At 37.4% G+C, this 22,702-nt stretch carries 17 protein-coding genes; 13 read left to right on the top strand and 4 right to left on the bottom strand.

The genetic code is table 11. From position 1 onward, the window contains the following. Positions 1–25: 25 nt before the first annotated feature. The 3 genes from R2Q77_RS06635 to R2Q77_RS06625 all read left to right on the top strand — a co-directional run bounded on the left by R2Q77_RS06635 (position 26) and on the right by R2Q77_RS06625 (position 4,303). Positions 26–3,160 carry a CusA/CzcA family heavy metal efflux RND transporter gene (locus R2Q77_RS06635; RefSeq protein ID WP_316802934.1) on the top strand — a complete coding sequence of 1,045 codons (3,135 nt, stop codon included), beginning with the start codon at positions 26–28 and terminating at the stop codon, positions 3,158–3,160. Between the two features lie 177 nt (positions 3,161–3,337). Further along, a complete protein-coding gene (locus tag R2Q77_RS06630; protein WP_316802933.1) occupies positions 3,338–3,973 on the top strand; it encodes an HAD family phosphatase in 636 nt (211 codons plus the stop codon). Positions 3,974–3,982: 9 nt separating this feature from the next. Next, positions 3,983–4,303, top strand: coding sequence for a DUF962 domain-containing protein (locus tag R2Q77_RS06625; protein ID WP_316802932.1), 321 nt, complete (start codon positions 3,983–3,985; stop codon positions 4,301–4,303). Positions 4,304–4,361: 58 nt separating this feature from the next. Here R2Q77_RS06625 and R2Q77_RS06620 read toward each other — a convergent pair whose 3' ends face one another. Then, positions 4,362–5,546 (bottom strand): proline dehydrogenase family protein, encoded by a 1,185-nt coding sequence (locus tag R2Q77_RS06620; protein WP_316802931.1) that lies wholly within the window; start codon positions 5,544–5,546, stop codon positions 4,362–4,364. Positions 5,547–5,640: 94 nt separating this feature from the next. Here R2Q77_RS06620 and R2Q77_RS06615 point away from each other — a divergent pair, with 94 nt between their 5' ends. From R2Q77_RS06615 to R2Q77_RS06605, 3 genes are read left to right on the top strand one after another with little or no spacing between them, the layout of a single operon-like run. Then, a complete protein-coding gene (locus R2Q77_RS06615; RefSeq protein ID WP_316802930.1) occupies positions 5,641–5,847 on the top strand; it encodes an RNA-binding S4 domain-containing protein in 207 nt (68 codons plus the stop codon). Beyond that, positions 5,847–6,905 (top strand): 3-dehydroquinate synthase, encoded by a 1,059-nt coding sequence (gene aroB / locus R2Q77_RS06610; RefSeq protein WP_316802929.1) that lies wholly within the window; start codon positions 5,847–5,849, stop codon positions 6,903–6,905. The genes R2Q77_RS06615 and aroB overlap by 1 nt, the downstream gene beginning before the upstream one ends. Position 6,906: 1 nt before the next feature. Further along, positions 6,907–7,857: a sterol desaturase family protein gene (locus R2Q77_RS06605; RefSeq protein WP_316802928.1), complete on the top strand. Its 951-nt coding sequence runs from the start codon at positions 6,907–6,909 to the stop codon at positions 7,855–7,857. Positions 7,858–7,911: 54 nt separating this feature from the next. Here R2Q77_RS06605 and R2Q77_RS06600 read toward each other — a convergent pair whose 3' ends face one another. Further along, a complete protein-coding gene (locus R2Q77_RS06600) occupies positions 7,912–8,403 on the bottom strand; it encodes a hypothetical protein (protein ID WP_316802927.1) in 492 nt (163 codons plus the stop codon). A 350-nt stretch (positions 8,404–8,753) separates the two neighbouring features. Between R2Q77_RS06600 and R2Q77_RS06595 the strand changes: the two genes are divergently transcribed. The 6 genes from R2Q77_RS06595 (at position 8,754) to R2Q77_RS06570 (ending at position 14,650) form a co-directional block, all read left to right on the top strand. Further along, entirely contained in the window at positions 8,754–9,587 is an 834-nt protein-coding gene (locus tag R2Q77_RS06595) for a prephenate dehydratase (protein WP_316802926.1), read from the top strand. Between the two features lie 17 nt (positions 9,588–9,604). Next, positions 9,605–9,985, top strand: coding sequence for a nuclear transport factor 2 family protein (locus R2Q77_RS06590; protein ID WP_316802925.1), 381 nt, complete (start codon positions 9,605–9,607; stop codon positions 9,983–9,985). A gap of 32 nt (positions 9,986–10,017) precedes the next feature. Beyond that, positions 10,018–11,157, top strand: a complete 1,140-nt coding sequence (locus R2Q77_RS06585) for a chorismate mutase (RefSeq protein ID WP_316802924.1) — start codon at positions 10,018–10,020, stop codon at positions 11,155–11,157. Positions 11,158–11,355: 198 nt separating this feature from the next. Further along, a complete protein-coding gene (aroA, locus tag R2Q77_RS06580) occupies positions 11,356–12,645 on the top strand; it encodes a 3-phosphoshikimate 1-carboxyvinyltransferase (RefSeq protein WP_316802923.1) in 1,290 nt (429 codons plus the stop codon). A gap of 105 nt (positions 12,646–12,750) precedes the next feature. Beyond that, a complete protein-coding gene (aroC, locus tag R2Q77_RS06575) occupies positions 12,751–13,848 on the top strand; it encodes a chorismate synthase (RefSeq protein WP_316802922.1) in 1,098 nt (365 codons plus the stop codon). A gap of 193 nt (positions 13,849–14,041) precedes the next feature. Beyond that, complete coding sequence (locus tag R2Q77_RS06570) at positions 14,042–14,650, top strand: DUF1684 domain-containing protein (RefSeq protein ID WP_316802921.1); 609 nt, start codon at positions 14,042–14,044, stop codon at positions 14,648–14,650. Positions 14,651–14,703: 53 nt separating this feature from the next. Here R2Q77_RS06570 and R2Q77_RS06565 read toward each other — a convergent pair whose 3' ends face one another. Together R2Q77_RS06565 and R2Q77_RS06560 are read right to left on the bottom strand one after the other, a co-directional pair. Then, the gene (locus R2Q77_RS06565) at positions 14,704–15,594 is read right to left on the bottom strand and encodes a PorP/SprF family type IX secretion system membrane protein (RefSeq protein WP_316802920.1); all 891 of its coding nucleotides are present in this window, start codon (positions 15,592–15,594) and stop codon (positions 14,704–14,706) included. A 12-nt stretch (positions 15,595–15,606) separates the two neighbouring features. Next, positions 15,607–21,546, bottom strand: a complete 5,940-nt coding sequence (locus R2Q77_RS06560; protein ID WP_316802919.1) for an MBG domain-containing protein — start codon at positions 21,544–21,546, stop codon at positions 15,607–15,609. A 402-nt stretch (positions 21,547–21,948) separates the two neighbouring features. Here R2Q77_RS06560 and R2Q77_RS06555 point away from each other — a divergent pair, with 402 nt between their 5' ends. Next, the gene (locus R2Q77_RS06555) at positions 21,949–22,698 is read left to right on the top strand and encodes a LytTR family DNA-binding domain-containing protein (protein ID WP_316802918.1); all 750 of its coding nucleotides are present in this window, start codon (positions 21,949–21,951) and stop codon (positions 22,696–22,698) included. Positions 22,699–22,702: the final 4 nt, after the last annotated feature.

Raw genomic sequence — 22,702 nt, 5'->3', positions numbered from 1 at the left:
TTTACTTCTATATAATTCTGTTGTAATGAATAAATTCATTAAAAACATCATCGGCTTTGCTTTAAAAAACAAATACTTTATATTTTTTTCCACATTTATACTCATTCTTGCGGGCTATTTAAGCTTCAAAAACACCACTATAGATGCTTTTCCGGATGTAACCAATACCAACATTACCATTATTACACAATGGCCTGGAAGAAGTGCCGAAGAGGTAGAAAAATTTGTAACCAGGCCGCTCGAAATAGCAATGAACCCTACTGAAAAGAGAACCAGCATCCGTTCTTCTTCATTATTTGGACTTTCTATTGTTAAAGTAACTTTTGAGGACGATGTAGATTATGCCGAAGCCAGGGTTCAGGTAAACAACCACCTGGAAGAAGCCGATCTTCCTTCAGGCATACAGCCAGAGGTACAGCCTCCATATGGGCCAACGGGCGAAATTTTCAGATATACGTTAAGCAGTGATAAAAAATCAGTTCGGGAACTTAAAACCTTACAGGATTGGGTTATCCAGCGCGAATTATTATCGGTTTCGGGCATTGCTGATGTGGTAAGTTTTGGAGGAGAAGTTAAAACTTATCAAATTACCGTGGATCCACAAAAAGCCATCCAATATGGCGTAAGTGCAACCGAATTGTTTGAGGCTGTTTCCAAAAGTAATATTAACGTAGGTGGCGATGTGATTATTCAAAGCGGACAGGCATACGTGGTGCGTGGAATTGGTGTTTTAAACAATATAGATGAGATCAGGAATGTGGTGGTTGATAATGTGAATGGCACGCCTGTTTATGTAAAAACGATTGCCGATGTGGCGGAATCTGCTTTGCCAAGGTTAGGACAAGTTGGACGTGATAACGATCCAGATGTTGTAGAAGGCATTGTTGTGATGCGTAAAGGTGGAAACCCAAGTGAAGTAATTGCAAGACTAAAAGAGAAAATTACCTACGTAAATGAAAATGTACTTCCGGAAGATGTAAAAATCAATCCTTTTTATGATCGTGAAGACCTGGTTAACTATGCTGTTCACACTGTGATGGGCAATATGCTGGAAGGAATTTTATTTGTAACCTTAATCGTATTCCTATTTATGGCCGATTGGAGAACAACTTTAATTGTTTCTATCATTATTCCACTGGCTTTATTATTTGCATTTATTTGCCTCAAACTAAAAGGTATGCCCGCCAATTTACTTTCGATGGGTGCTATAGATTTTGGAATCATTATCGATGGCGCGGTTGTAATGGTAGAAGGGATTTTCGTTACACTCGATCATCGGGCAAAGAAATTCGGTATGGAACGCTTTAATAAAATGAGCAAGTTAGGTTTCATCAAAAAAGCATGCTTAGAAAACGGTAAAGGCATTTTATTTGCCAAACTGATTATCATTACCGGGTTATTACCCATATTTACCTTTGAAAAAGTAGAAGGAAAAATGTTTTCGCCATTGGCCTGGACCTTAAGCTTTGCCTTATTAGGCGCGTTAATTCTCACTTTTACATTAGTACCAGCCATGGCCAGTTTGCTGTTAAAAAAGAATGTAAAAGAAAAACACAATATTTTTTTAGAATGGACCACAAAACAAACGCTAAGAATTTACGACGCCTGTTTTAAAAGCAAAAAACTTGTCTTTACCTTATCAATCGTTATTTTATTAGCAGGTGCATTTAGTTTTAAATTTTTAGGTACTGAGTTTTTACCAAGTTTAGATGAAGGTTCTATTTATGTACGCGCAACTGGCCCTTTAAGCATATCTCTTGATGAAACAAAAAAGCTATCTAACGACATCAGAAAGATATTTTTAAGTTTTGAAGAGGTAAAACAGGTAATGTCGCAAACCGGAAGGCCAAATGATGGAACCGATGCAACAGGTTTCTACAACATGGAATTTCATGTTGACATTTACCCTAAAAAAGACTGGAAAAGAAAGGAAACCAAGGAAGAGCTTATAGAACGCATGCAGCAGAAGCTGAATGGATTTCCAGGAATCAGTCTAAATTTTTCGCAACCCATTTCTGATAATGTAGAAGAAGCCGTTTCGGGTGTTAAGGGTTCCATTGTCGTAAAAATGTTTGGAGAAGATTTTCATTTTATAGAGAAAGAAGAAGAAAAAATAGAAGAAATTTTAAAAACCGTTAATGGCATTGAAGATTTAGGTATTTTAAGAAATTTAGGTCAACCGGAGCTTCAAATTAACCTTGACCAGAAAAAGATGGCCCTTTACGGGGTAAGTACTGCTGATGCCAATGCGGTGATTGAAATGGCCATTGGAGGAAAAGCAGCTACCCAGATTTATGAAGGCGAACGTAAATTTGATTTGATTATCCGTTATCCTGAAGATTTCAGGAACGATGAAAGTTCGATTGGTAGATTGCGGATCCCTACCCTTTCGGGTTCCAATGTGCAGTTGGGCGAAATTTCTTCCATCCGGAAAATTACCGGACCAAGTATGATCTATCGTGATAAACACCAACGGTACGGCGCCATAAAATTTTCCATCAGGGGAAGGGATATGGGTAGCGTAATTGCCGAGGCACAAAAGAAGGTAAATGAAAAAATAAAACTTCCAAAAGCTTATAAACTGGAATGGGCAGGTGATTTTGAAAACCAGCAACGTGCCATTGCACGTTTAACACAGGCAGTTCCTATTAGTTTATTACTGATCTTTTTTATCCTGTTTGTACTATTTGGAAACATAAAAGATGCTTTATTGGTGTTGAACAATGTACCTTTTGCGATGATTGGCGGAATTTTAGCTTTACTTATCGCTGGTGTAAATTTCAATATCTCTGCAGGAATTGGTTTTATTGCACTCTTTGGAATCTGCGTACAAAACGGCGTAATTTTAATCACCCGCTTTAAATCTAATATTGCAGAGCTTAAACACCACCAAACCTGGACCTTTACAGATGCCATGCGGGATGGTATTGCGAGTAGATTTAGACCAGTATTAATGACAGCCATGATGGCTGCAATTGGATTAATGCCCGCAGCATTTTCAACAGGAATAGGCTCTGAAGCGTCAAAACCTTTAGCCATCGTTGTAATTGGTGGTTTAATCACCAATACCCTATTTAACTTGTTTGTATACCCAATTGTTTTTTATTGGTCATACCGTAAAAAGGTTGAAAAAATAATCGCCGTGCAGGTTACAAAATAATTGGTTTATAAAAACTCATAATTAAATTGGATCGCCATTCTCTCCTGTTTCTTAGGTAAGAATGGCGATTTCTGGTTTTGTTGATCATTGATCGGTCATCAGCAAAAAAGATTTAGCAAAATAATTATACAGCCTTAAATTTATTGAGGATATTTGCAGCAAATTTACAGATAGCCCATGCAGAATATAAAAAATGTAATTTTCGATTACGGAAACGTCATATTTGATATTGATTTTAGAATTGCTCAAAGTTCCTTTCAAAAGTTAGGTGTTACAGATATAGAAAGTTTCTTCGCTCATAAAGGCCACAATCAAATTTTTGATGATCTTGAAACAGGTGCCATCTCTCCTGCCGAATTCAGGACAGCAATTAGAAAAGCCGCAAACAATAACGACCTGACAGATCAGCAGATTGACGACGCCTGGAACAGTTTGTTAATTGGAACAATACAGGAAAACCACGATTTGCTTTTAAAGGTTAAAGAAAAATACCGCACCTTCCTTTTAAGCAACAACAACGAAATTCATTACAACTGGATCATCAACTACCTTAAAACTACTTTTAAGATTAACAATTACGATGATTATTTTGAACGCGCTTACTTCTCGCAACACATGAAATTACGTAAGCCAAATACAACTATTTTTGAGCAGGTAATTAAAGAAAATAACCTAAATCCGGCCGAAACGTTGTTTATTGACGACAGTCCACAGCACATTGAAGGAGCAAAAAAGGTAGGTTTACAAACTTTATTAATGACTGAAAAACCGGCTCAACTGGAAGATTTCTTAGTAAAGAACGGAATTTTATAAATTTAAAAAATGAACGAAAAAAAATTTAAATCGTTAAAGGAGTTTTATCCATTTTATTTGACTGAGCATACCAATACCACTTCAAGAATTTTACATTTTATCGGAACAGGATTGGTTGCACTTACATTTTTTACAGGTTTCCTTTTTCACGATTGGCGTTTCTTTTTAGCTATGCCGGTTTTAGGTTACGGCTTTGCCTGGGTAGGTCATTTTTTCTTTGAAAAAAATAAGCCCGCTACTTTTCAGTATCCGGGCTATAGCTTGGTAAGCGATTTCATCTTATTTTATGACCTTTTAACCGGCAAACAGCCGTTTAAAGTCACTAAATAATTGTTTTCAGTTCATTTTAATAAGCAATTTGAACTGAAAACTTTAAATCTAAAATTACTTATATCTTTCTTCTTTTAAGTTCTCTTTCAATTAAACCCAGTTCTCTTCCTGTTTGTCCGGCAACCGAAGTATTTTCTTGTGCCCTTCTAAATAGATAAGGCATTACAGCCTTAATAGGTCCATAAGGCACATATTTTGCTACGTTATAATTCGAATCTGCAAGGTTAAAGCTCAGGTTATCACTCATACCCAAAAGCTGGGCAAAATAAACATGCGGGTGGTTGTGCGAAACTTTTTTCTCCTCAAGCAAATACGTTAATAAACGGCTGCTTTCTTCGTTATGTGTGCCCGCAACAATTGCAATATCTTCTATATGATCCACACAATATCTAAGGGATTCGTTATAATCGTGATCTGAGGCCGCTTTATCTGCCTGAATTGGCGAAAGATAACCCATTTCTGCAGCCCTCTTCCTTTCCTTTTCCATATAAGCACCACGAACCATTTTAACACCCAAAATAAATCCCGCAGCTTTTGCAATTAAATGGTCGGCTTTCATATCGGCCAGCTTATCATGGCGGTACATCTGGTAGGTATTGTAAACAATAATGGCTTCCTGGTTAAATTTACGCATCATATCCAATGCCAGTTCATCAATAGTATCCTGAATCCAGGTTTCTTCTGCATCAACCATAATGGGTACTTTACGCTCATAGGCCGTGCGGCAGATCATTTCACAACGTAATTTTACCTTTTCAAATTCAGCAGTTTCTTCGGTGCTTAAAGTTTCTTTAGCATCTATTTTTTGTAATAAAGCAAAACGACCAATTCCGGTAACTTTAAAAACTGTAATCGGAATTCTTTTATCCCCGTCGGCCCTTAAAATGGTACGGATAATTTCCTCACAAGTTTCATCAAAAACCTTTTCTTCCTCTTCACCTTCAACCGAATAATCTAAAATAGTACCTACTCCGCCTTTATTCAATTGCTCAATAGCCCGATCACATTCGGCAATGGTTTCGCCACCGCAAAATTGCTGAAAGATGGTGGATTTAATTGCGCCCTGAATAGGCAAGCCAATATTCAGGAAAAAATTAGTAACCGGCGGGCCCACCTTTGTTAAGAAATTACTACTGATAATTTTAAATAACCAATATGCTTTTTTGAGTTCTCCGTTAGATTTTTGTCTAAAGGCTACTTCAGTATTATCAAAATTTGGTTGTTTATCGGGGGATATATCCATTTTGTGTGTTCATTTAGTCAAACGGATGCAAAATTATAAAAAGCATTGGCTTGTTAAAACCAAAAACCTGTAAATAATTGTATTTTTGCACAAAATGATACAATTTAAATTAGAAGGCGAATTTATTCCCTTAATACAGTTGCTAAAAGCCACTGGCCTGGTTGGCAGTGGTGGCGATGCACAAATGGTGGTTATAGACGGCCTTGTTAAATACAATGGCGTTGTAGATTACCGCAAACGCCTGAAAGTAAAAAAAGGAGATGTAGTAGAATTTGCCGAACATAAAATTGAAATAATTTAATGGAACCATTAACCAGCGCAGGACACAGCTTATATTTTGAAAGTGGTTTAGCTACTTTAAAAACTTTACTGGACGAGAATAAGTACAGCAAAGTTTTTGTGCTTGCTGATGAACACACCAGCGAACAATGTTTACCTGTATTTCAGGCCTTGTTAGAGGATTACAGTAATTTTGATCTGATCGAAACCTCTGCCGGTGAAGAAAATAAAAATATTGACTTCTGTATTGGTATATGGAAAACCTTATTGGATTTTGAAGCAGACCGTAAAAGCTTAATGATCAATCTGGGTGGTGGCGTAGTAACCGATATGGGTGGTTTTATTGCTTCTACTTATAAACGTGGTATCGACTTTATTAATGTACCTACTACCCTGCTTTCGCAAGTTGATGCTTCTGTTGGTGGTAAAACCGGAATTGATATAGACAGCGTTAAAAACATGGTAGGCACTTTTACCCTTCCGCAAGCGGTTTATATTGAAACAGAATTTTTAAAAACATTACCAGACAGAGAATTGCTTTCGGGTTTTGCAGAAATGATTAAACATGGCTTAATTGCTGACAAAGCTTATTACGAGAAACTGCAAAAAAGTAATCACTTAACACCTTCTGCTGAAGACATTTATCGTTCTGTAGAGATAAAAAATGAAGTTGTCACCATTGATCCGCATGAAAAAAATCTGCGTAAAATTTTAAATTATGGCCATACAATCGGGCATGCGGTAGAAAGTTATTCGCTTGCAAATGACAAAAAACCTTTAACGCATGGAGAGGCAATTGCAATTGGTTTTGTAACCGAAGCTTATTTATCTGTTAAAAACAGCAGCCTTACTGAGGTTGAAATGGCAGATATTAGTCGATATATACTTTCGTTATATCCTAAATACAACATTAAAAAAGAAAGTTTTGATGCATTACTGGGCTTAATGCAAAGCGATAAGAAAAATGAGGATGGCAACATTTTATTCTCATTATTAGAAAATATTGGTACATGCACTTTCAACTGCCGTGTAAGTACCGCTGATATTTTAGGCAGTTTAGATTACTATAACAGTTTATAAAATGACAACGAGTTTTTCAAGCGGAGATATTTCTGTTGGTGCACTTTTCGGTTTCGTAATTGTGCTTACCATCGTTGAAATGTATTTCAGCTATCAACACGATAAAAAATTATACACCAAAAAAGATACCTGGACCAATATTTATTTAATGACGGTTGCTGTGGTGATTAATTTAACCATGAAAACAGCAACATTCTTTCTGCTTGATTATTGTTATCAGTTCAGGTTATTTCAAATTTCCAATGTATGGATTTACTGGATTGTTCTAATTCTTGCACAAGACTTTTTATACTGGTTTTTACATACTGTAGGTCATTATGTGCGCTTTTTTTGGGCAATGCATGTTACGCACCACTCGTCAGAGCATTTTAACCTCACAACGGGCTTCCGTTCTACCGTGTTTGAACCTTTATATCGTGTATTCTTTTACTTGCCTTTAGCTTTTATGGGTTTTAGCGCATTGGACATTCTTTTTGCATACCTGGTTACTCAAATCTATGGTAATTTGGTTCATACACAGTACAAAATTAAGTTTCCGAAATGGTACGAATATGTTTTTGTAACCCCATCGCATCATCGCGTACATCATGCCAGTAATGTTCGTTATTTAGACAAAAACATGGGCATGGTTTTAATTCTGTGGGATAGGTGGTTTGGTACTTTTCAGGAAGAATTGCCAGAAGATGAGGTTAAATATGGTTTAACTACACAACCAACAGACATTGGGCCGGTTAATATCATTTTCCACGAATTTATTGCCTTAAAAGCGGATGTTAAAAAAGCACCAACTTTTATAGATAAAATAAAATACGTGTTCAACCCTCCGGGCTGGAGCCATGATGGCAGCACCAAAATTGCTAAAATTATGCAACAGGAATTACGCGATGCTGAAGCGCAGGAAAAAATAAAAGGGATGAACAAACATCCACGAGAGCTAAGCTCTACAGGTTAATCAAAACAAAAAACGGTTTGTAAAATTTACAAACCGTTTTTTGTTTAAAAGATCCTATTCCTCGTATTTTTTTTCTTTACAAAAAGCACCCGATTGTTCAAATATTTGTCGGTATGTCATCTGCTTTAATTTATTAATGTCTTCTTTACTTTTATAACCTATAAAAAAGCTAAAACAACCCACGCTCCATTCTTTTTCTGTAATATAGGTATAGTTTTCTTCCAATCCTTTCATTCTGGCTTGTTCGTCTTCTGAAAACTTTTGGTTTAAAAAAGCATTTGCACTATCTTCTCTCTTCTTATTTTCAGCTTTTGCCTGGTTTAAAATTTCTTCGTAAGTTAAACCATTAAGATTTACTTCTTTACTAAACATTGCCCCTTTCATTATTTTAGTTAACAGCAATTCATAATCAGTAGCAGATATTTTTCCGCTTGCTTTAATTTCCTCTAAATCCTTCGCCGCGTTGTTGGTGTCAAATTTTTTAGAAAGATTTGATTTACAGGAAACCATCGTGAATACGAGCATGATGAGCATTAATTTTTTCATTTATTTGATTTAATGAATCAGTGGAATTACCAATTCGGCACTAAACTATAAATTTTTAATTACACTAATCCATCTTTTCATCCTTGTTTTTACCCTCAGGGTAAAGGTCATTTAAAAGAAAATTAAATTTTGTTTAAAAAAAATTCATTTCCCTATTGACAAATTAAATTTTGTTTGTACATTTGGCTCAACAAGAAAAAATGCAAAATAAAAATACATATTACAGCTTTGGTTACTTTTACTATTTTAGTGAGAGCCGGGGCTAATATGCAAAAAGATATATAACAAAATATTAAATTGTATAAGAAAGTCCCGGCAAACAGCCGGGACTTTTTTTGTTTACGCAAAAAATGGAAACGAAAAAACGAGTAGCAATTCAAGGTATTAAAGCATCTTTTCACGAAGAGGCTGCATACAAATTCTTCGGCAAGGATATTGAAACTTTAGAATGTAATTCTTTTAAAGAAACCTGCGATAAACTTGAAAAAAACGATGCTGATTTTGTTGTAATGGCTATTGAAAATTCAATCGCAGGCAGTTTATTGCCAAATTACACCTTAATCCGCGACTATGGTTTTTCTGTTGTGGGTGAGGTTTACCTTCCGATACAACTGCATCTTATGGCTTTGCCTGGTGTAAAATTTGAAGACATTAAGGTGGTTACCTCCCATCCTATTGCCATCCGTCAATGCATTGATTTCTTTTACGATTACCCACACATTAAAATTGTAGAAAGTAATGATACGGCCGCCTGCGCAAAACGCATTCAGGAAGAAAAATTAACCGATACAATGGCTATTGCCAACAGCCTGGCAGCTGAATTATACAGTTTAAACATTTTAGAACGCCGCGTAGAATCAAATAAGAAAAACTATACCCGTTTTCTGATCCTTAAAAAAGACAAAACAGATGAAGGCAAGAAAATTAACAAAGCTTCCATTTGTTTCCAGGTTGGGCATAAGGCAGGCTCGCTTGCAACCGTGCTGAATATTTTTGCCGAGCAAGAAGTAAGCTTAACAAAAATACAATCCATGCCGGTGCTTGGAAAAAGGAACGAATATTACTTTTATGTCGATTTAGAATGGCCAAGCACAGATAAATATGATAAAGCCGTTAGAAAAGCATTAAAATATACGTCGAACTTCAATATCCTTGGCGAATACCAAAAGAATGATAAAGTATAGCGATTAGAAAATGTAAGATGAAAGATATTCACATTCAAATCATAGAAAACTACATCAGCGCTTACAATAGCTTTGATATTAGTGCGATGCTAAAAGATTTAGATGAAGAAATCGTCTTTGAAAACATAACAAACGATACAACAGATTTAACTTTAAAAGGTTTAGATGCCTTTAAAAACCAAGCAGAACAGGCGGCTTTATTCTTTACAGAAAGAGAACAAAAGATAACAGCATTTGAAGCATTTGAGTTAACAACTAAAGTAAATATAAACTACAATGCCACGTTGGCGCAGGATTTACAAAGCTTAAAAAAAGGAGCAAACATTAAACTTAAAGGACAATCAATTTTTTATTTCAACAAGGAAAATAGAATTATCAAAATACAAGACATTAGTTAACAGAATTTAAAAATATTACAATCCATAAAAACATGAAACTTAATTTAAACATTCAGCCATTAAACACTTGGTTAAATACCAACAACGAACCATTATTGATCTCAGGCCCATGCAGCGCAGAAACTGAAGAGCAATTATTAACTACAGCTCATTTATTGGCTGCAACCGGAAAAGTATCTGTATTAAGAGCAGGTATCTGGAAACCACGTACCCGTCCGGGAGAATTTGAAGGTATCGGAAGCATTGGTTTAGAGTGGTTAAAACGTGCAAAAGCAGAAACCGGCTTGCCAACTGCTGTTGAAGTTGCAAATGCAAAACACGTTGAAGAGGCTTTAGCAGCCGGAGTGGATATTTTATGGATTGGCGCACGTTCTACTGTAAATCCATTTACTGTTCAGGAAATTGCTGATGCTTTAAAAGGACATGATGTACCGGTATTAATTAAAAATCCGGTTAACCCTGATTTACAATTATGGATTGGTGCAATTGAGCGTATCAATGGTGCTGGAATTACCAAAATTGGTGCAATTCACCGTGGTTTCTCTTCTTTCGAGAAAAGTTCTTTCCGTAACGAACCAATGTGGGAGCTTGCCATCCAGTTAAAAACACTTTGCCCGGATTTACCGATCATCAACGATCCAAGTCACATTTGTGGTAACCGTGAGTTAATTCCTTACATTTCTCAAAAAGCTTTGGATTTAGATATGCAAGGTTTAATGATCGAATCGCACGTTGATCCTTCAGTTGCCTGGACAGATGCTAAACAACAAGTAACGCCTGCTGCTTTGGCAGAATTGGTTGATCGTTTAACTGTACGCGAACCAGAAGCACCAAATGAAGCTTTCGCAGATAAATTAGCTGATTTACGTAAAGGAATCGATAAAATTGATGATATTTTATTGCAAAAATTAGGCGAGCGTATGGCTATTGTTGAAAAAATTGGTGAATTTAAACGCGATAACCAGGTTACAATTTTACAGGTAAACCGTTGGGATGCCATCATTAAAAAAGGACATGCTTTTGCTAAAGCTTTAAAATTAGATTTGAATTTTACCGAAAAATTCTTAGAATTGGTACACGGCGAATCTATTCGCAAGCAAACTGAGATTATGAATGCCGGCAAAGCTGAAAAAGGAATTGCCGCTGAACAACATAATGAAGTTAAAGCATAATAAAGATAGAGGGCCTGGAAGTTTAAGGTGGTGGGTAAAACCCTGATATTAAGCTTAACAACTTTCTGCCCCACATCATGGCGAGGTACGAAGCAATCTTACCAAGATGGCGACAAAAATCGAAATGATATTATAAATTACAATGCATTGTCAGGTGGAAACATCTGACAATTGCATTTGAGAATAAAATAGAATAAAATGTCAAAAAACGCCTTAGTTTCTTTTACAGGAAATAAGAACATTGATACGGAAATCCTTTTAACGGGCTCAAAAAGTGAATGCAACAGGGCTTTGATTATTAGTGCGCTAAGTAAAGGGCTGGTTAAAGTAGAAAATCTATCTAACGCAGCCGATACCGTTACCTTAAATGGAATATTAAATAAATTGGAGATGGAGGGTTTAGAGCTGGATGAAAATTCAAGGCTGGAAACTGAGAACTCCAAACTGGTGGATGTGGGCCCTGCAGGTACAGCAATGCGTTTCTTATCAGCTTATCTTTCTGCAAAAAACGGAAATTTCCTGTTAACAGGAACAGAGCGAATGAAACAACGCCCGATTGGTATTTTAACTGAAGCCTTAAAAAAAATCGGTGCTGATATTTCTTACGCCGAAAATGATGGTTTTCCGCCATTAAATATTAACGGGCCATTACAGCAAATCACTTCGCAAGTTAAAATTAAAGGCGATGTAAGCAGTCAGTACATTTCAGCTTTGCTGATGATTGCACCTATCCTCCCTCAAGGCTTAACTTTAGAAATTGAAGGTGAATTAACTTCTAAGCCCTATGTAGATATGACTTTAGATATGTTAAAATCTGTGGGTATTGAACATTCGTGGAACGGAAATTCAATTACCATTGAGCCACAAACTTTTAAAGCCGGAACTTTAGTTGTAGAGCCAGACTGGAGCGCAGCATCATACTGGTATAGTATTGCAGCTTTAGCAGAAGAAGCTGAAATTAGTTTACCAGCATTAAAAGACAAAAGTTTACAGGGTGATAGCCAGATTCAAAAAATCATGAAGATTTTTGGCATTGCAACCACTAAAACCAATACCGGCATTTCGATCAGTAATTTAGGTTTATCTTTAGATACTGTAGAAGTTTTAGATTTAAAAACCTGCCCCGATTTGGCACAAACCATTGTAGTAATTGCAGCGGCTTTAGGCAAAAACATGTCTTTTACAGGCTTAGAAACTTTAAAAATTAAGGAAACTGACCGTATTGCTGCTTTACAAAACGAATTGGCTAAGATTGGGGTAACCTTAAATGAGGATAACCTGGTTTATACTTTAAATTGCGACAACCTTCATTTCCCGGATAAAATTACCATTGCGACCTACGAGGACCACCGTATGGCGATGGCATTTGCACCTTTAGCTTTATTAATTGATGAAGTAGAGATTGAAGAAATGCAGGTGGTTGAAAAGTCTTATCCTTGCTTTTGGGACGATCTGAAAAAGGCTGGCTTTAATGTAAAAGAGAAGTGAGATTTGATGGGCTCAATTTGAGACTCAGCAAAATAAAAATAATAACAACCTAATCAGGTTTGAGTAGAATTTAAGAAAAACCTCAAATCTAAGATCAAAATAAATATGGCAGGAAACTCATTCGGACAACTTTTTCGCATCACGACCTTTGGCGAATCTCATGGCGTTGCTATTGGGGTAATTATTGATGGTTGTCCGGCACAATTAAATATTGATTTAACATTTATACAATCCGAACTGGATAAACGTCGCCCCGGTCAATCTAAAATAACCACACAGAGAAAAGAAAGTGATACGGTTCAGATTTTATCGGGTGTTTTTGAAGGAAAAAGCACCGGTACTCCGATTGCATTGTTAATTCCAAACGAAGACCAGCGCTCTAAAGATTATGGGCATAATGTTGATGTTTACCGCCCAAGTCATGCTGATTATGTATATGATGCTAAATATGGCATTAGAGACCATCGCGGTGGCGGACGTTCATCGGCCCGTGAAACCGCAGCCCGCGTTGCTGCTGGTGCTATTGCTAAATTATTCTTAAAGCAGCATGGGATCGAAATTTTTGCACACGTAACCGCGGTTGGTACCATTGATGCACCAAACCTGGAAAGTAACGATTTAACCGCTTTATTAGCCATAAGAGAAGATAATATTGTGCGTTGCGCTGATCCCGCTACCGCACACGAGATGATTGAATTTATAGATTCAGTTAGAAAAGATGGCGATACTGTGGGTGGTAAAATTGCCTGCATAATTAAAGGCTGTCCGGCTGGTTTAGGCGAACCTGTTTTTGATAAACTGCATGCTGATTTGGGTAAGGCCATGTTGAGCATTAATGCTGTACACGGCTTTGAATACGGATCGGGCTTTGCCGGAAGTGAATTAAGGGGATCAGAACATAATGATATTCCTCAACCAAAAGCGGCAGATGCAAAAGCTTTTAAGACCATTACCAACCATGCCGGCGGCATTTTAGGTGGCATTTCTAACGGAATGGACATTACTTTTAAGGTTGCTTTTAAACCAGTCGCAACCATTATGCACAACCAGCAAACCATAAATGCGGCCGGTGAAGCTGCCGAAATTAAGGGTAAAGGCCGCCACGATCCATGTGTAGTACCAAGAGCAGTCGTTATTGTAGAGGCTATGGCAGCGCTGGTATTAGCCGATCAGTTTTTAAGAAACAAAACGAGTATACTTTAATTCTTCATTGGTTGGTGAAAACACCAACCAAAAGCCTTAACCGAAAGATTATTTTATACTGATACAGATCTTTATGATTTCTGCATATTATCTTGAGGTTGGTGTTATCACCAACCTCAAGCCTTAGCCGAAAGATCATTTTATACTGACACAGATCTTTATGATTTCTGCATATTTGATGTAATTTTGGAACATGAAATATTTTATTCCTTTTCTACTCTTAATTAGTGTAACTGCTTTTGGCCAATCTTATAACGACCAAATTGCACTACACCGCGAAAATTACAAGCAGGATTTTATTAAAGAAAGTCATTCTCCTTTAAAGGAAGCTGATTTAAAAGATCTTCATTTCTATGATACAGATAGCACTTATAAAGTAATGGCTATGGTGGATATACTCAAAAACGAAAAGATTTTCAAAATGCCAACCTACGATGGAACGAGCAAAGAATTTTATCGGTTTGCGCATGTTAATTTCATTATAAATGGAAACGCCGTTAAAATGACTTTATATAAAAGCATTGCACTGTCTACTAATCCTGCTTATAAAAATTTACTTTTTTTGCCTTTTACTGATGAAACCAATAATAAAGAAACTTACGGTGGTGGCCGTTATATAGATTTAAGTTCAGCAGATATAAAAGATGGAAAAATTGAGATTGACTTCAATAAAGCATATAATCCTTATTGTGCCTACAGCGATGGTTATCGTTGCCCGGTACCGCCTGAAGAAAATGATCTTGCTTTAGAAATAAAAGCTGGTGAAAAACTTTATACCGGCGAAAAAAAGCATAAAAAATAACAAAGGGCTGTGTTCGAATAAACACAGCCCTTTTACTTTAAATGGTTTCGTTTTTATTTACCTAACGATAATCTTAAATTTAATTCAAAACTACCATTGGTATAACCAGATAGTGCTGAAGTTTGGGTGGTATATAAACCACTAATCAAGTATTTTTTCTTGAAATCCATGCCAAAGCCCATCGTAGCGCTTTCTGTACTGTGGTATAATCCTGTAAAGAATAGTTGCTGATCAGCAATACCAACCTGCACACCTGCATCCCACATGTTATCGAAACCACGAACACCCCGATAAGCAAACTTCGGTTCTGCTATTACAGTATTCATACCTGTACCTAAGCTTAGTTTATAACTAATAGCCGAGTAAAATGTTGATTCATCGGCAAGTTTAACCACATCTTTTTTAAAGAAACTCTTAAGGTTCGGAATAGCAGCCTGTATAGTTAAATTTTTATTGGTGTAGGCCACTCCAAAATCGCCGTCAACATAGGTCTTACGTGAGTTATAAAGCCCAATCATCGGATCGTTGGGGTTTCCCTGCAGATCCGTTTGGTCAAGCCTTTGGCTCATAAAACCACCTGAAACTCCAAAACTAAGTTGATTGCCTTCGCCATCTAAATTAATGTGGTAAGCATAAGTGGCCACTACACGGGTTTGCCTTAATAGGCCTGAAGATTCGTTGGCTACATTAAGCCCCAATCCTACCCGGTTAAAACCATATTCGCCGGTTATACTTTGCGATACCGGTGCACCCGGAATATTATTCCAGAGTGCACGGTAACCACCATTAATTCTAAACCCTTCTACCGATCCTGCAAAAGCAGGGTTTGCCAGGTACTGGTTTACATAATACTGTGCGCCGTTGGGGTTTAATTGTGCTTTTGTTATTGTTGCAGAAACTGTTATAAAAAGCAGTATTGCTATAATTTTATTTATTTTTTTCATTTTTAATGCCTTTTATTGTTCTCTAACAATGGTAATAAAGCCTTTCAATTTTCCAAATCCAGGTCCAAAATCAACGATATAGTAATAAGTATTTTCTTTTAAAGGTGTTCCGTTAAAAGATCCGTCCCAGCTGTTATCATATGCTTTTTTAGCATAAACAATACGTCCGGCCTTGTCAAATACTTTCACTTCATTATTAGGATATAAATCGATGTTTTCGATTACCCACTTATCATTAAATCCGTCGCCGTTTGGTGTAAGCAAGTTTGTAATTTTAAGTTTGGCAAAATCTGAAGCCACATTTATGGTAAAGCTGCTGGTTTGTACACAACCATTTGCATTGGTAACTGTTACTGTATAAGTGGTGTTTACACTTGGCCTTACAGTTAATACAGCTGTATTTTGTCCTGCAAGAATACTGTTATCTGCTTTCCACACGTAAGATACACCACCCGTAGCGGTTAATTTAATGGTTTCGCCTTTACTTACATCCGTTCCTTTGTCGCTGTTTATGGTTATTACCGGAAGCTCGAAAACAGTTATTGTAAATGTTCTCACAAAAGTATCTACTCCACCATTGGCTGTGCCGCCATTGTCTTTTACAGTAACCGTAACGGTTGCCGTACCAGCTGCACCTGCTTTAACCCTGTAAGTTAATGTTCCGGCAGTACCAGCCTTCGTTACCGCTAAACTTTCGAATAATGCAGGGTTATTGCTGCTTACTGAAATGGTTGTTGCTTGTGTAGTTTCTGGTCCTGCAGTGATTCCGCTTAAACTTACTGTTTGAGCTACCGAGGTATAACAGATGCTTTGATTGTTAATTGCTGCTAAAGTTGGCACCTCATTTACATCTAATAAATTGATGCTCAAACTGCGTTCGAAACTTACTCCGAATTGAGAAGTTGCCCTAACGCGGATATTGAAAAGAGATTGTGTTTCAAAATCCAATGCTGCTGTTGCACGAACGGTGTTACCAGATAAATTAAACTTAGCATTATCATCAGATCCTGTACCTGAAACCAATGTGTAGGTATAAGTACCTGCCGGATCGTTTGCTACAGTATTTAATGTACCAGCCGGTGTGTTTGCTGCATTATTTTCGTATAGCGGAATTGCGGTTAAAATAACATCCGTAATAACTGAAGCCTGAACCGTTAATATACCATTATTGAAAGTGATAGTATAATTATTAGATGCTGCAGTATTTACCGTTATTGGATAAGCACCAGGTAAAGAACCGGTGTTAGCTGTTGTTGTAAACACGGGCTGCACCGTTAAACTTGTACTATTATCTCCAGCTATAAAACCAGTGTAACTTGCTGTAAATACAGGATTAACAGCACCTTGCAATCTGCTTTTGTTATCGGCAGTAATGGTTAGTGCTTTTTTATTAATCAACAAATTAGCTGTAGTATAACCCATGTTATAATTATTGCTTAATGCTAACGAACCTTTATTAATGGCATAAGCACCAACATTTTCTCCTGCTACCCTGTTTAAAGCACCTGTAAATACATCACCACTAATTAAAGGAGTTGATAAAGTATAAGTGAATACGGGATCAGCATCGCCATACGTTTTACTTTGTGCGTCGGCTATAACTGTAACACTTTTAGCTGTAATATTAGCCGTAGTGTTTACGGTTGCATTAACCGAATAATTAGAAGCATCGGTACCTGTAATGCTGATGCCGCTTACTGAAACTGGTTTTGCCGTACCCGCATTTGGATCTGCAAAAGCTGCTGTAACATACGTTGCTGTTAATACATCTCCGCTCAATCGGTTATCGGTTAAAGTAACCGTAGCATTGGTTGTACCATCGTAAACTTTATTAATACCTGTGGCATTAACCATCAATGTTTTAGTTGTAATGTTTGCAGTTGTACTTGTGGTTGTGTTAAAAGTATAGTTGGTTGCTGCTGCTCCCCCTAATGTAATACCACTAACACTTACAGGCTTAACGGTTCCAACGTTTTTATCTGCAAAAGTTGCAGTTGCATAATTTGTTGTTAATACATCACCCGTTACGCGGTTATCTGTTAAGCTAACGGTAGCATTGGTATTGCCGTCGTAAATTTTATTAATACCGGTTGCAGCAATTAATAAAGCTCTTTTACCAATACTTAAATTATTTGAAGTATAGCTTAAAGTATAATTTGCGTTTAATGCCAGTGTATTTTGATTAATGGTATAAGTACCAACATTTTCTCCTGCTACCCTGTTTAAAGCACCTGTAAATACATCACCACTAATTAAAGGAGTTGATAAAGTATAGGTGAATGCCGGATCAGCATTGCCATACGTTTTACTTTGTGCGTCGGCTATAACTGTAACACTTTTAGCTGTAATATTAGCCGTAGTATTTACGGTTGCATTAACCGAGTAATTAGAAGCATCGGTACCTGTAATGCTGATGCCGCTTACTGAAACTGGTTTTGCCGTACCCGCATTTGGATCTACAAAAGCTGCTGTAACATACGTTGCTGTCAATACATCTCCGCTCAATCGATTATCGGTTAAAGTAACCGTAGCATTGGTTGTACCATCGTAAACTTTGTTAATACCTGTGGCATTAACCATCAATGTTTTAGTTGTAATGTCTGCAGTTGTACTGGTAGTTGTGTTAAAAGTATAGTTGGCAGCTGCTGCTCCCCCTAATGTAATACCACTAACACTTACAGGCTTAACGGTTCCAACGTTTTTATCTGCAAAAGTTGCAGTTGCATAATTTGTTGTTAATACATCACCTGTTACGCGGTTATCTGTTAAACTAACGGTAGCATTGGTATTGCCGTCGTAAATTTTATTAATACCGGCTGCAGCAATTAATAAAGCTCTTTTACCAATACTTAAATTGTTTGAAGTATAGCTTAAAGTATAATTTGCATTTAAGGCCAGTGTATTTTGATTAATGGTGTAAGCACCAATATTTTCTCCTGCTACCCTGTTTAAAGTGCCTGTAAACACATCACCGCCAATTAAAGGAGTTGATAAAGTATAGGTGAATGCCGGATCAGCATCGCCATACGTTTTACTTTGTGCATCAGCAATAACAGTCATCGGCTTTTTAGTAATGCTGAAGTTGTTGCCAACATAAATTAAAGCATAGTTGGTACCAGCAGTTAAAGACCCCTGGTTAATCATATAACTTCCAATATTATTGCCTGCAACTCTGCTTAAAGCACCCGTAAAACCATCACCTGTAAATAAAGGAGATGAAGTTGTATAAATAAAAACAGGATCAGCATCGCCATAAACTTTGGTTTGGCCTGCCGTTGCATTAATGGTTATAATTTTTGGCGTAACATCTGCAGTAGTCGTTGCAGTTAAGTTTGGTGTATAATTTAATGCATCGGTACCGGTAAGCACAATACCTGTTACGTCTACAGGTTTTCCTATGCCAACATCTTTAGTATCGAAATTAGCCGTATAGCCAATTGTAAATGCATCACCAGCCAATCTATTATCACTCAATGTAAGAGTAGCCCCCGTTAATCCATCATACACTTTATTTACGCCTGCTGTAGTTACCAGCAATGCTCTTGGCGTAATGGTAAAGTTGGCAGCCACAAAAGTTAAACTGTAGCTTCCACTTAATACCAATGTATTTTGGTTAATGGCGTAACTTCCAACACGTTCGCCTGCCGTTCTGCCTAATACGCCTGTAAAAACATCGCTACCTACTAATGGTGCAGATAAGGTATACGTAAATAAAGGATCAGCGTTGGTGTAAACCTTAGTTTGCCCGGTGGTTGCTGTTACCGTAATCGCTTTGGGCAATATGGTTAAAACCTGTTGCTTATTTACAGCAGCATTATAGGTTCCGTCACCTGCCTGACTGGCTGTAATTGTTGTAGTACCCGCTTTTAAAATATGAACCACACCCGATGTTACGGTTGCAACAGTAGGATCACTGGATGCATAAGTTATTGGTAAACTAACATTATTGCTGGTTGCTCCCGCGGTGAAATCTATATTGCCATAGATTTTAGAATCGGTTGCTGCAAAAGTAATTACCTGATCGGTTTTTAACGTAGTAACCTGAATGGTTTTAGAACTTGCACCCTGTGCATTTAAAGCTGTATTATAAGCCCTTACCCGATAAAAATAATTGGTTGCGGGATTTAAACCAGTAATATTATATAGCAGTACGTTGCCCACATCCCGATTATTGTAACCTGTTACAAAGCTTGTAAAATTAGCGTCGGTAGCTACATCCAGATAGTATTTATTCACTATTCCAGCAGCTGGCGCAGTCCATTTTGCTGTAAAAGCAGTATTTGTTATTGGTGTAGCTGCCACACTTGTTGGCACAATCATAGCATAACTGCCTACCCAGTTAGAACTGGTTCCGTTTAGTGCAAAATTGTAGAGCGTGCCGTTATAGTTTGCACCAGCATCATTATTTAATGTCGTTATACCTGCATTATTTCCACCAGGGTTACCCTGATCAAAGCTGTAATAAGCCACTAAATTACCCGGAACCGATGCTGTTGTACTTAACATATCGGCCTGAACATTGGCTTGCGTTAAAGCAGCGTTGTATATCTTGAGTTCGTCAATAGATCCTTTTGTAAACTGGTTGTACGCATTATAACCAATCTGAAAGTCAGTACCACTATTAAAAAGTAAAGGTGCAGGACCGCTATAGCTGCCGCTGCCGATTATTTCGCCATTTCCATAAATGGTATAGCCTGTAGGTGTTACCACATATGCCACATGTAGCCACCTTCCTGGAACACGAGCAAAGGGCGCATCTGCATTGGTTGTTAGCCAATTGGCACCATAACCAATATCGCCATGAAAACCGTTACTGTTAAACTGAATATCGAATGCATTTCCATTATTAATCCTTGAACTGAAAATAACCATATCAGAAAGGTCTTCTGGTTTTACCCATGCCTCTACTGTAAAACTGCCAGATACGGTTGCCAATGTGGGAACATCGACCCGATCAATGGGGCCAGAAAAAGAAAGTGCATTAGGTCCGGCAATTTGATCAATTGTTACGGAGCCATCACCAGGATTTGTTCCTCTTGAATTTACCTGATTGCTGCCCCCATTAAAAGATCCGCCGCCACCGCCGTATGCGCCATTCCAGTCCCCTGTCCAGCCGCCGCCACCACCGCCGGAATAACCGCCACCGCCGCCAAGGCCTGAACTCGAAGCACCACCGCCACCAAAGCCACCATTACCAGGACCAATGCCACCAAGCATACCATTTGCCCATTTTTCTCCACCCTGAACTGCATTTGAAGCACTGTTACCCCCTTTACCCAAAAAGCCTGCTCCACCAGCACCAGCATTTGAACTAATACCAACGGTATTGCCTCCATCTGCTCCATTTCCACCATTCCCACCTGAAGTACTGTTATCTGAGGCCGATCCGGCACCGCCACCGCCACCATTTATACCACCTTTTCCAGCAAAATTATTATTATATACACCTGTGGCAAATCCTCCTGAAGCACTGGTTGTAATCTGTCCTTGTGTATTTACGTTATCAGCACCACCACCGCCACCACCGGCGGCCATTAATAAAGTGGAACTTGTTGCATCAAAAATAAAACTCCCACCTGCACCTCCGCTTCCTGTACCAATTTGACCAACTACAATATTGATTACATGGCCTTGCAGCAAATTAAATTCTCCGCTTAAAGTTGCGCCCTTTCCTCCATTTGCAGCACCCTGCGCACCTTTTGCCGTAATTGTATATTTTCCATTTGCCGGAACTGTCCATGCCTGAATACCATTATTGGAAGTTACCTTGCCATTCAGTGCGGTTGCACTGTAACTGCTATTAATTTGCGCTTGTGTTGGGCCCAGCCTTCCGCTTGCACCAGCATTTGTAAAATTAAAAGTTTGAGCACCTGCCCCGAGCCATGTAAATAAAATGAGCAAGGGTAAAATCGGCTTAAACCACCATCGGGTTAAATGTAGATTTTTAATCATATAGGGAAATAAATAGTTACGGTTTAGTATAGGAAATGGTGAAGAGACTTAAACCCTACTTAGTGGGTTTTGCACCATTAAAAATGGCAGAGCGTACTTTTACAATAAATCCTAATCATCAAATTTTAGATTAAAAAAAATGATAATTCTGAATTGTATACTAAAGCCCTAAAAAAGTAGATGAATACTTACTTTTAGAAGAACAGCACGAAATAGAAAAGACATAAATAATCCATTTTGTAGTTATTTACCTACTATAAATACTCTTTTTTGGAATATTAAATATTTGTAATCATTTAATTATCCCTATATTCCATAATATCTATAGATTTTAACTTAAAACCATTTTAATTTCCTTTAAACGCGTATCTTTACATCAAATCCTTATCCATCCCATTATTCATGAATTATAATTGCCTCGTTATAGACGACAATGAAATAGAAAGAGATGCTATTGAAATGCAACTTCGTAAAATCCCCTCCTTAAACATTATTGCCGTATGTGAAAATGCTTTGGAGGCGATGCAAGTGTTAGCAACCCAAAAAATTGATATTGTATTTTCTGATATTGATATGCCCGGACTTTCGGGATTAGATTTACTTAAAAGCACCTTAAATAAACCCGCCTTTATATTTATTACTTCTTATACAGAATACGCTGTAGAAGGTTTTAACCTGGATGCACTTGATTTTATCGTGAAGCCAGCATCTTTTGAAAGATTATTAAAGGCTGCCAATAAAGCGATAGAATATTTAACGCTAAAAAATATTTTAAATCGTGAACTGACAGAAAGCAATAAAGCTGAAGCAGATACAGATGATTTTTTCTTTTTTAAAGAAACCAAAGGCATCAGTAAGTTATATTATTCTGACGTGGTTTATGTAGAAAGCATGGGCGATTTTTCAAAGATTTATACCCAGAAAGGGATGCATGTAACCCTGGTTAATTTAAAAAATCTGGAGATTCAATTCCCTTCAAATTCTTTTTTAAGGGTTCACAAACAATATATTGTTAACCTGAAACATATTTCTACCCTTACCAATCACGAAATTCATTTAAATCATAATTTTGTTGTGCCAGTAAGCATTACCGTAAGACAGCAATTGTTAGATCAGATGAATGAAAAAACAATTACCAGGTTTTTAAAATAGTTGA

The sequence above is a fragment of the Pedobacter nototheniae genome (genome assembly GCF_032678625.1).
GTDB lineage: Bacteria > Bacteroidota > Bacteroidia > Sphingobacteriales > Sphingobacteriaceae > Pedobacter > Pedobacter nototheniae_A.
This window is presented reverse-complemented; position numbering and strand designations above follow the sequence as displayed.

Excerpts from the sequence above, each read along its gene's own strand:
- R2Q77_RS06560 (WP_316802919.1), bottom strand. The coding sequence starts at position 21,546 with ATGATTAAAAATCTACATTTAACCCGATGGTGGTTTAAGCCGATTTTA.
- aroA (WP_316802923.1), top strand. The coding sequence starts at position 11,356 with ATGTCAAAAAACGCCTTAGTTTCTTTTACAGGAAATAAGAACATTGAT.
- R2Q77_RS06630 (WP_316802933.1), top strand. The coding sequence starts at position 3,338 with ATGCAGAATATAAAAAATGTAATTTTCGATTACGGAAACGTCATATTT.
- R2Q77_RS06590 (WP_316802925.1), top strand. The coding sequence starts at position 9,605 with ATGAAAGATATTCACATTCAAATCATAGAAAACTACATCAGCGCTTAC.
- R2Q77_RS06635 (WP_316802934.1), top strand. The coding sequence starts at position 26 with ATGAATAAATTCATTAAAAACATCATCGGCTTTGCTTTAAAAAACAAA.
- R2Q77_RS06620 (WP_316802931.1), bottom strand. The coding sequence starts at position 5,546 with ATGGATATATCCCCCGATAAACAACCAAATTTTGATAATACTGAAGTA.
- R2Q77_RS06625 (WP_316802932.1), top strand. The coding sequence starts at position 3,983 with ATGAACGAAAAAAAATTTAAATCGTTAAAGGAGTTTTATCCATTTTAT.
- R2Q77_RS06615 (WP_316802930.1), top strand. The coding sequence starts at position 5,641 with ATGATACAATTTAAATTAGAAGGCGAATTTATTCCCTTAATACAGTTG.
- R2Q77_RS06570 (WP_316802921.1), top strand. The coding sequence starts at position 14,042 with ATGAAATATTTTATTCCTTTTCTACTCTTAATTAGTGTAACTGCTTTT.
- aroC (WP_316802922.1), top strand. The coding sequence starts at position 12,751 with ATGGCAGGAAACTCATTCGGACAACTTTTTCGCATCACGACCTTTGGC.
- R2Q77_RS06555 (WP_316802918.1), top strand. The coding sequence starts at position 21,949 with ATGAATTATAATTGCCTCGTTATAGACGACAATGAAATAGAAAGAGAT.
- R2Q77_RS06565 (WP_316802920.1), bottom strand. The coding sequence starts at position 15,594 with ATGAAAAAAATAAATAAAATTATAGCAATACTGCTTTTTATAACAGTT.
- R2Q77_RS06605 (WP_316802928.1), top strand. The coding sequence starts at position 6,907 with ATGACAACGAGTTTTTCAAGCGGAGATATTTCTGTTGGTGCACTTTTC.
- R2Q77_RS06595 (WP_316802926.1), top strand. The coding sequence starts at position 8,754 with ATGGAAACGAAAAAACGAGTAGCAATTCAAGGTATTAAAGCATCTTTT.
- R2Q77_RS06585 (WP_316802924.1), top strand. The coding sequence starts at position 10,018 with ATGAAACTTAATTTAAACATTCAGCCATTAAACACTTGGTTAAATACC.
- aroB (WP_316802929.1), top strand. The coding sequence starts at position 5,847 with ATGGAACCATTAACCAGCGCAGGACACAGCTTATATTTTGAAAGTGGT.
- R2Q77_RS06600 (WP_316802927.1), bottom strand. The coding sequence starts at position 8,403 with ATGAAAAAATTAATGCTCATCATGCTCGTATTCACGATGGTTTCCTGT.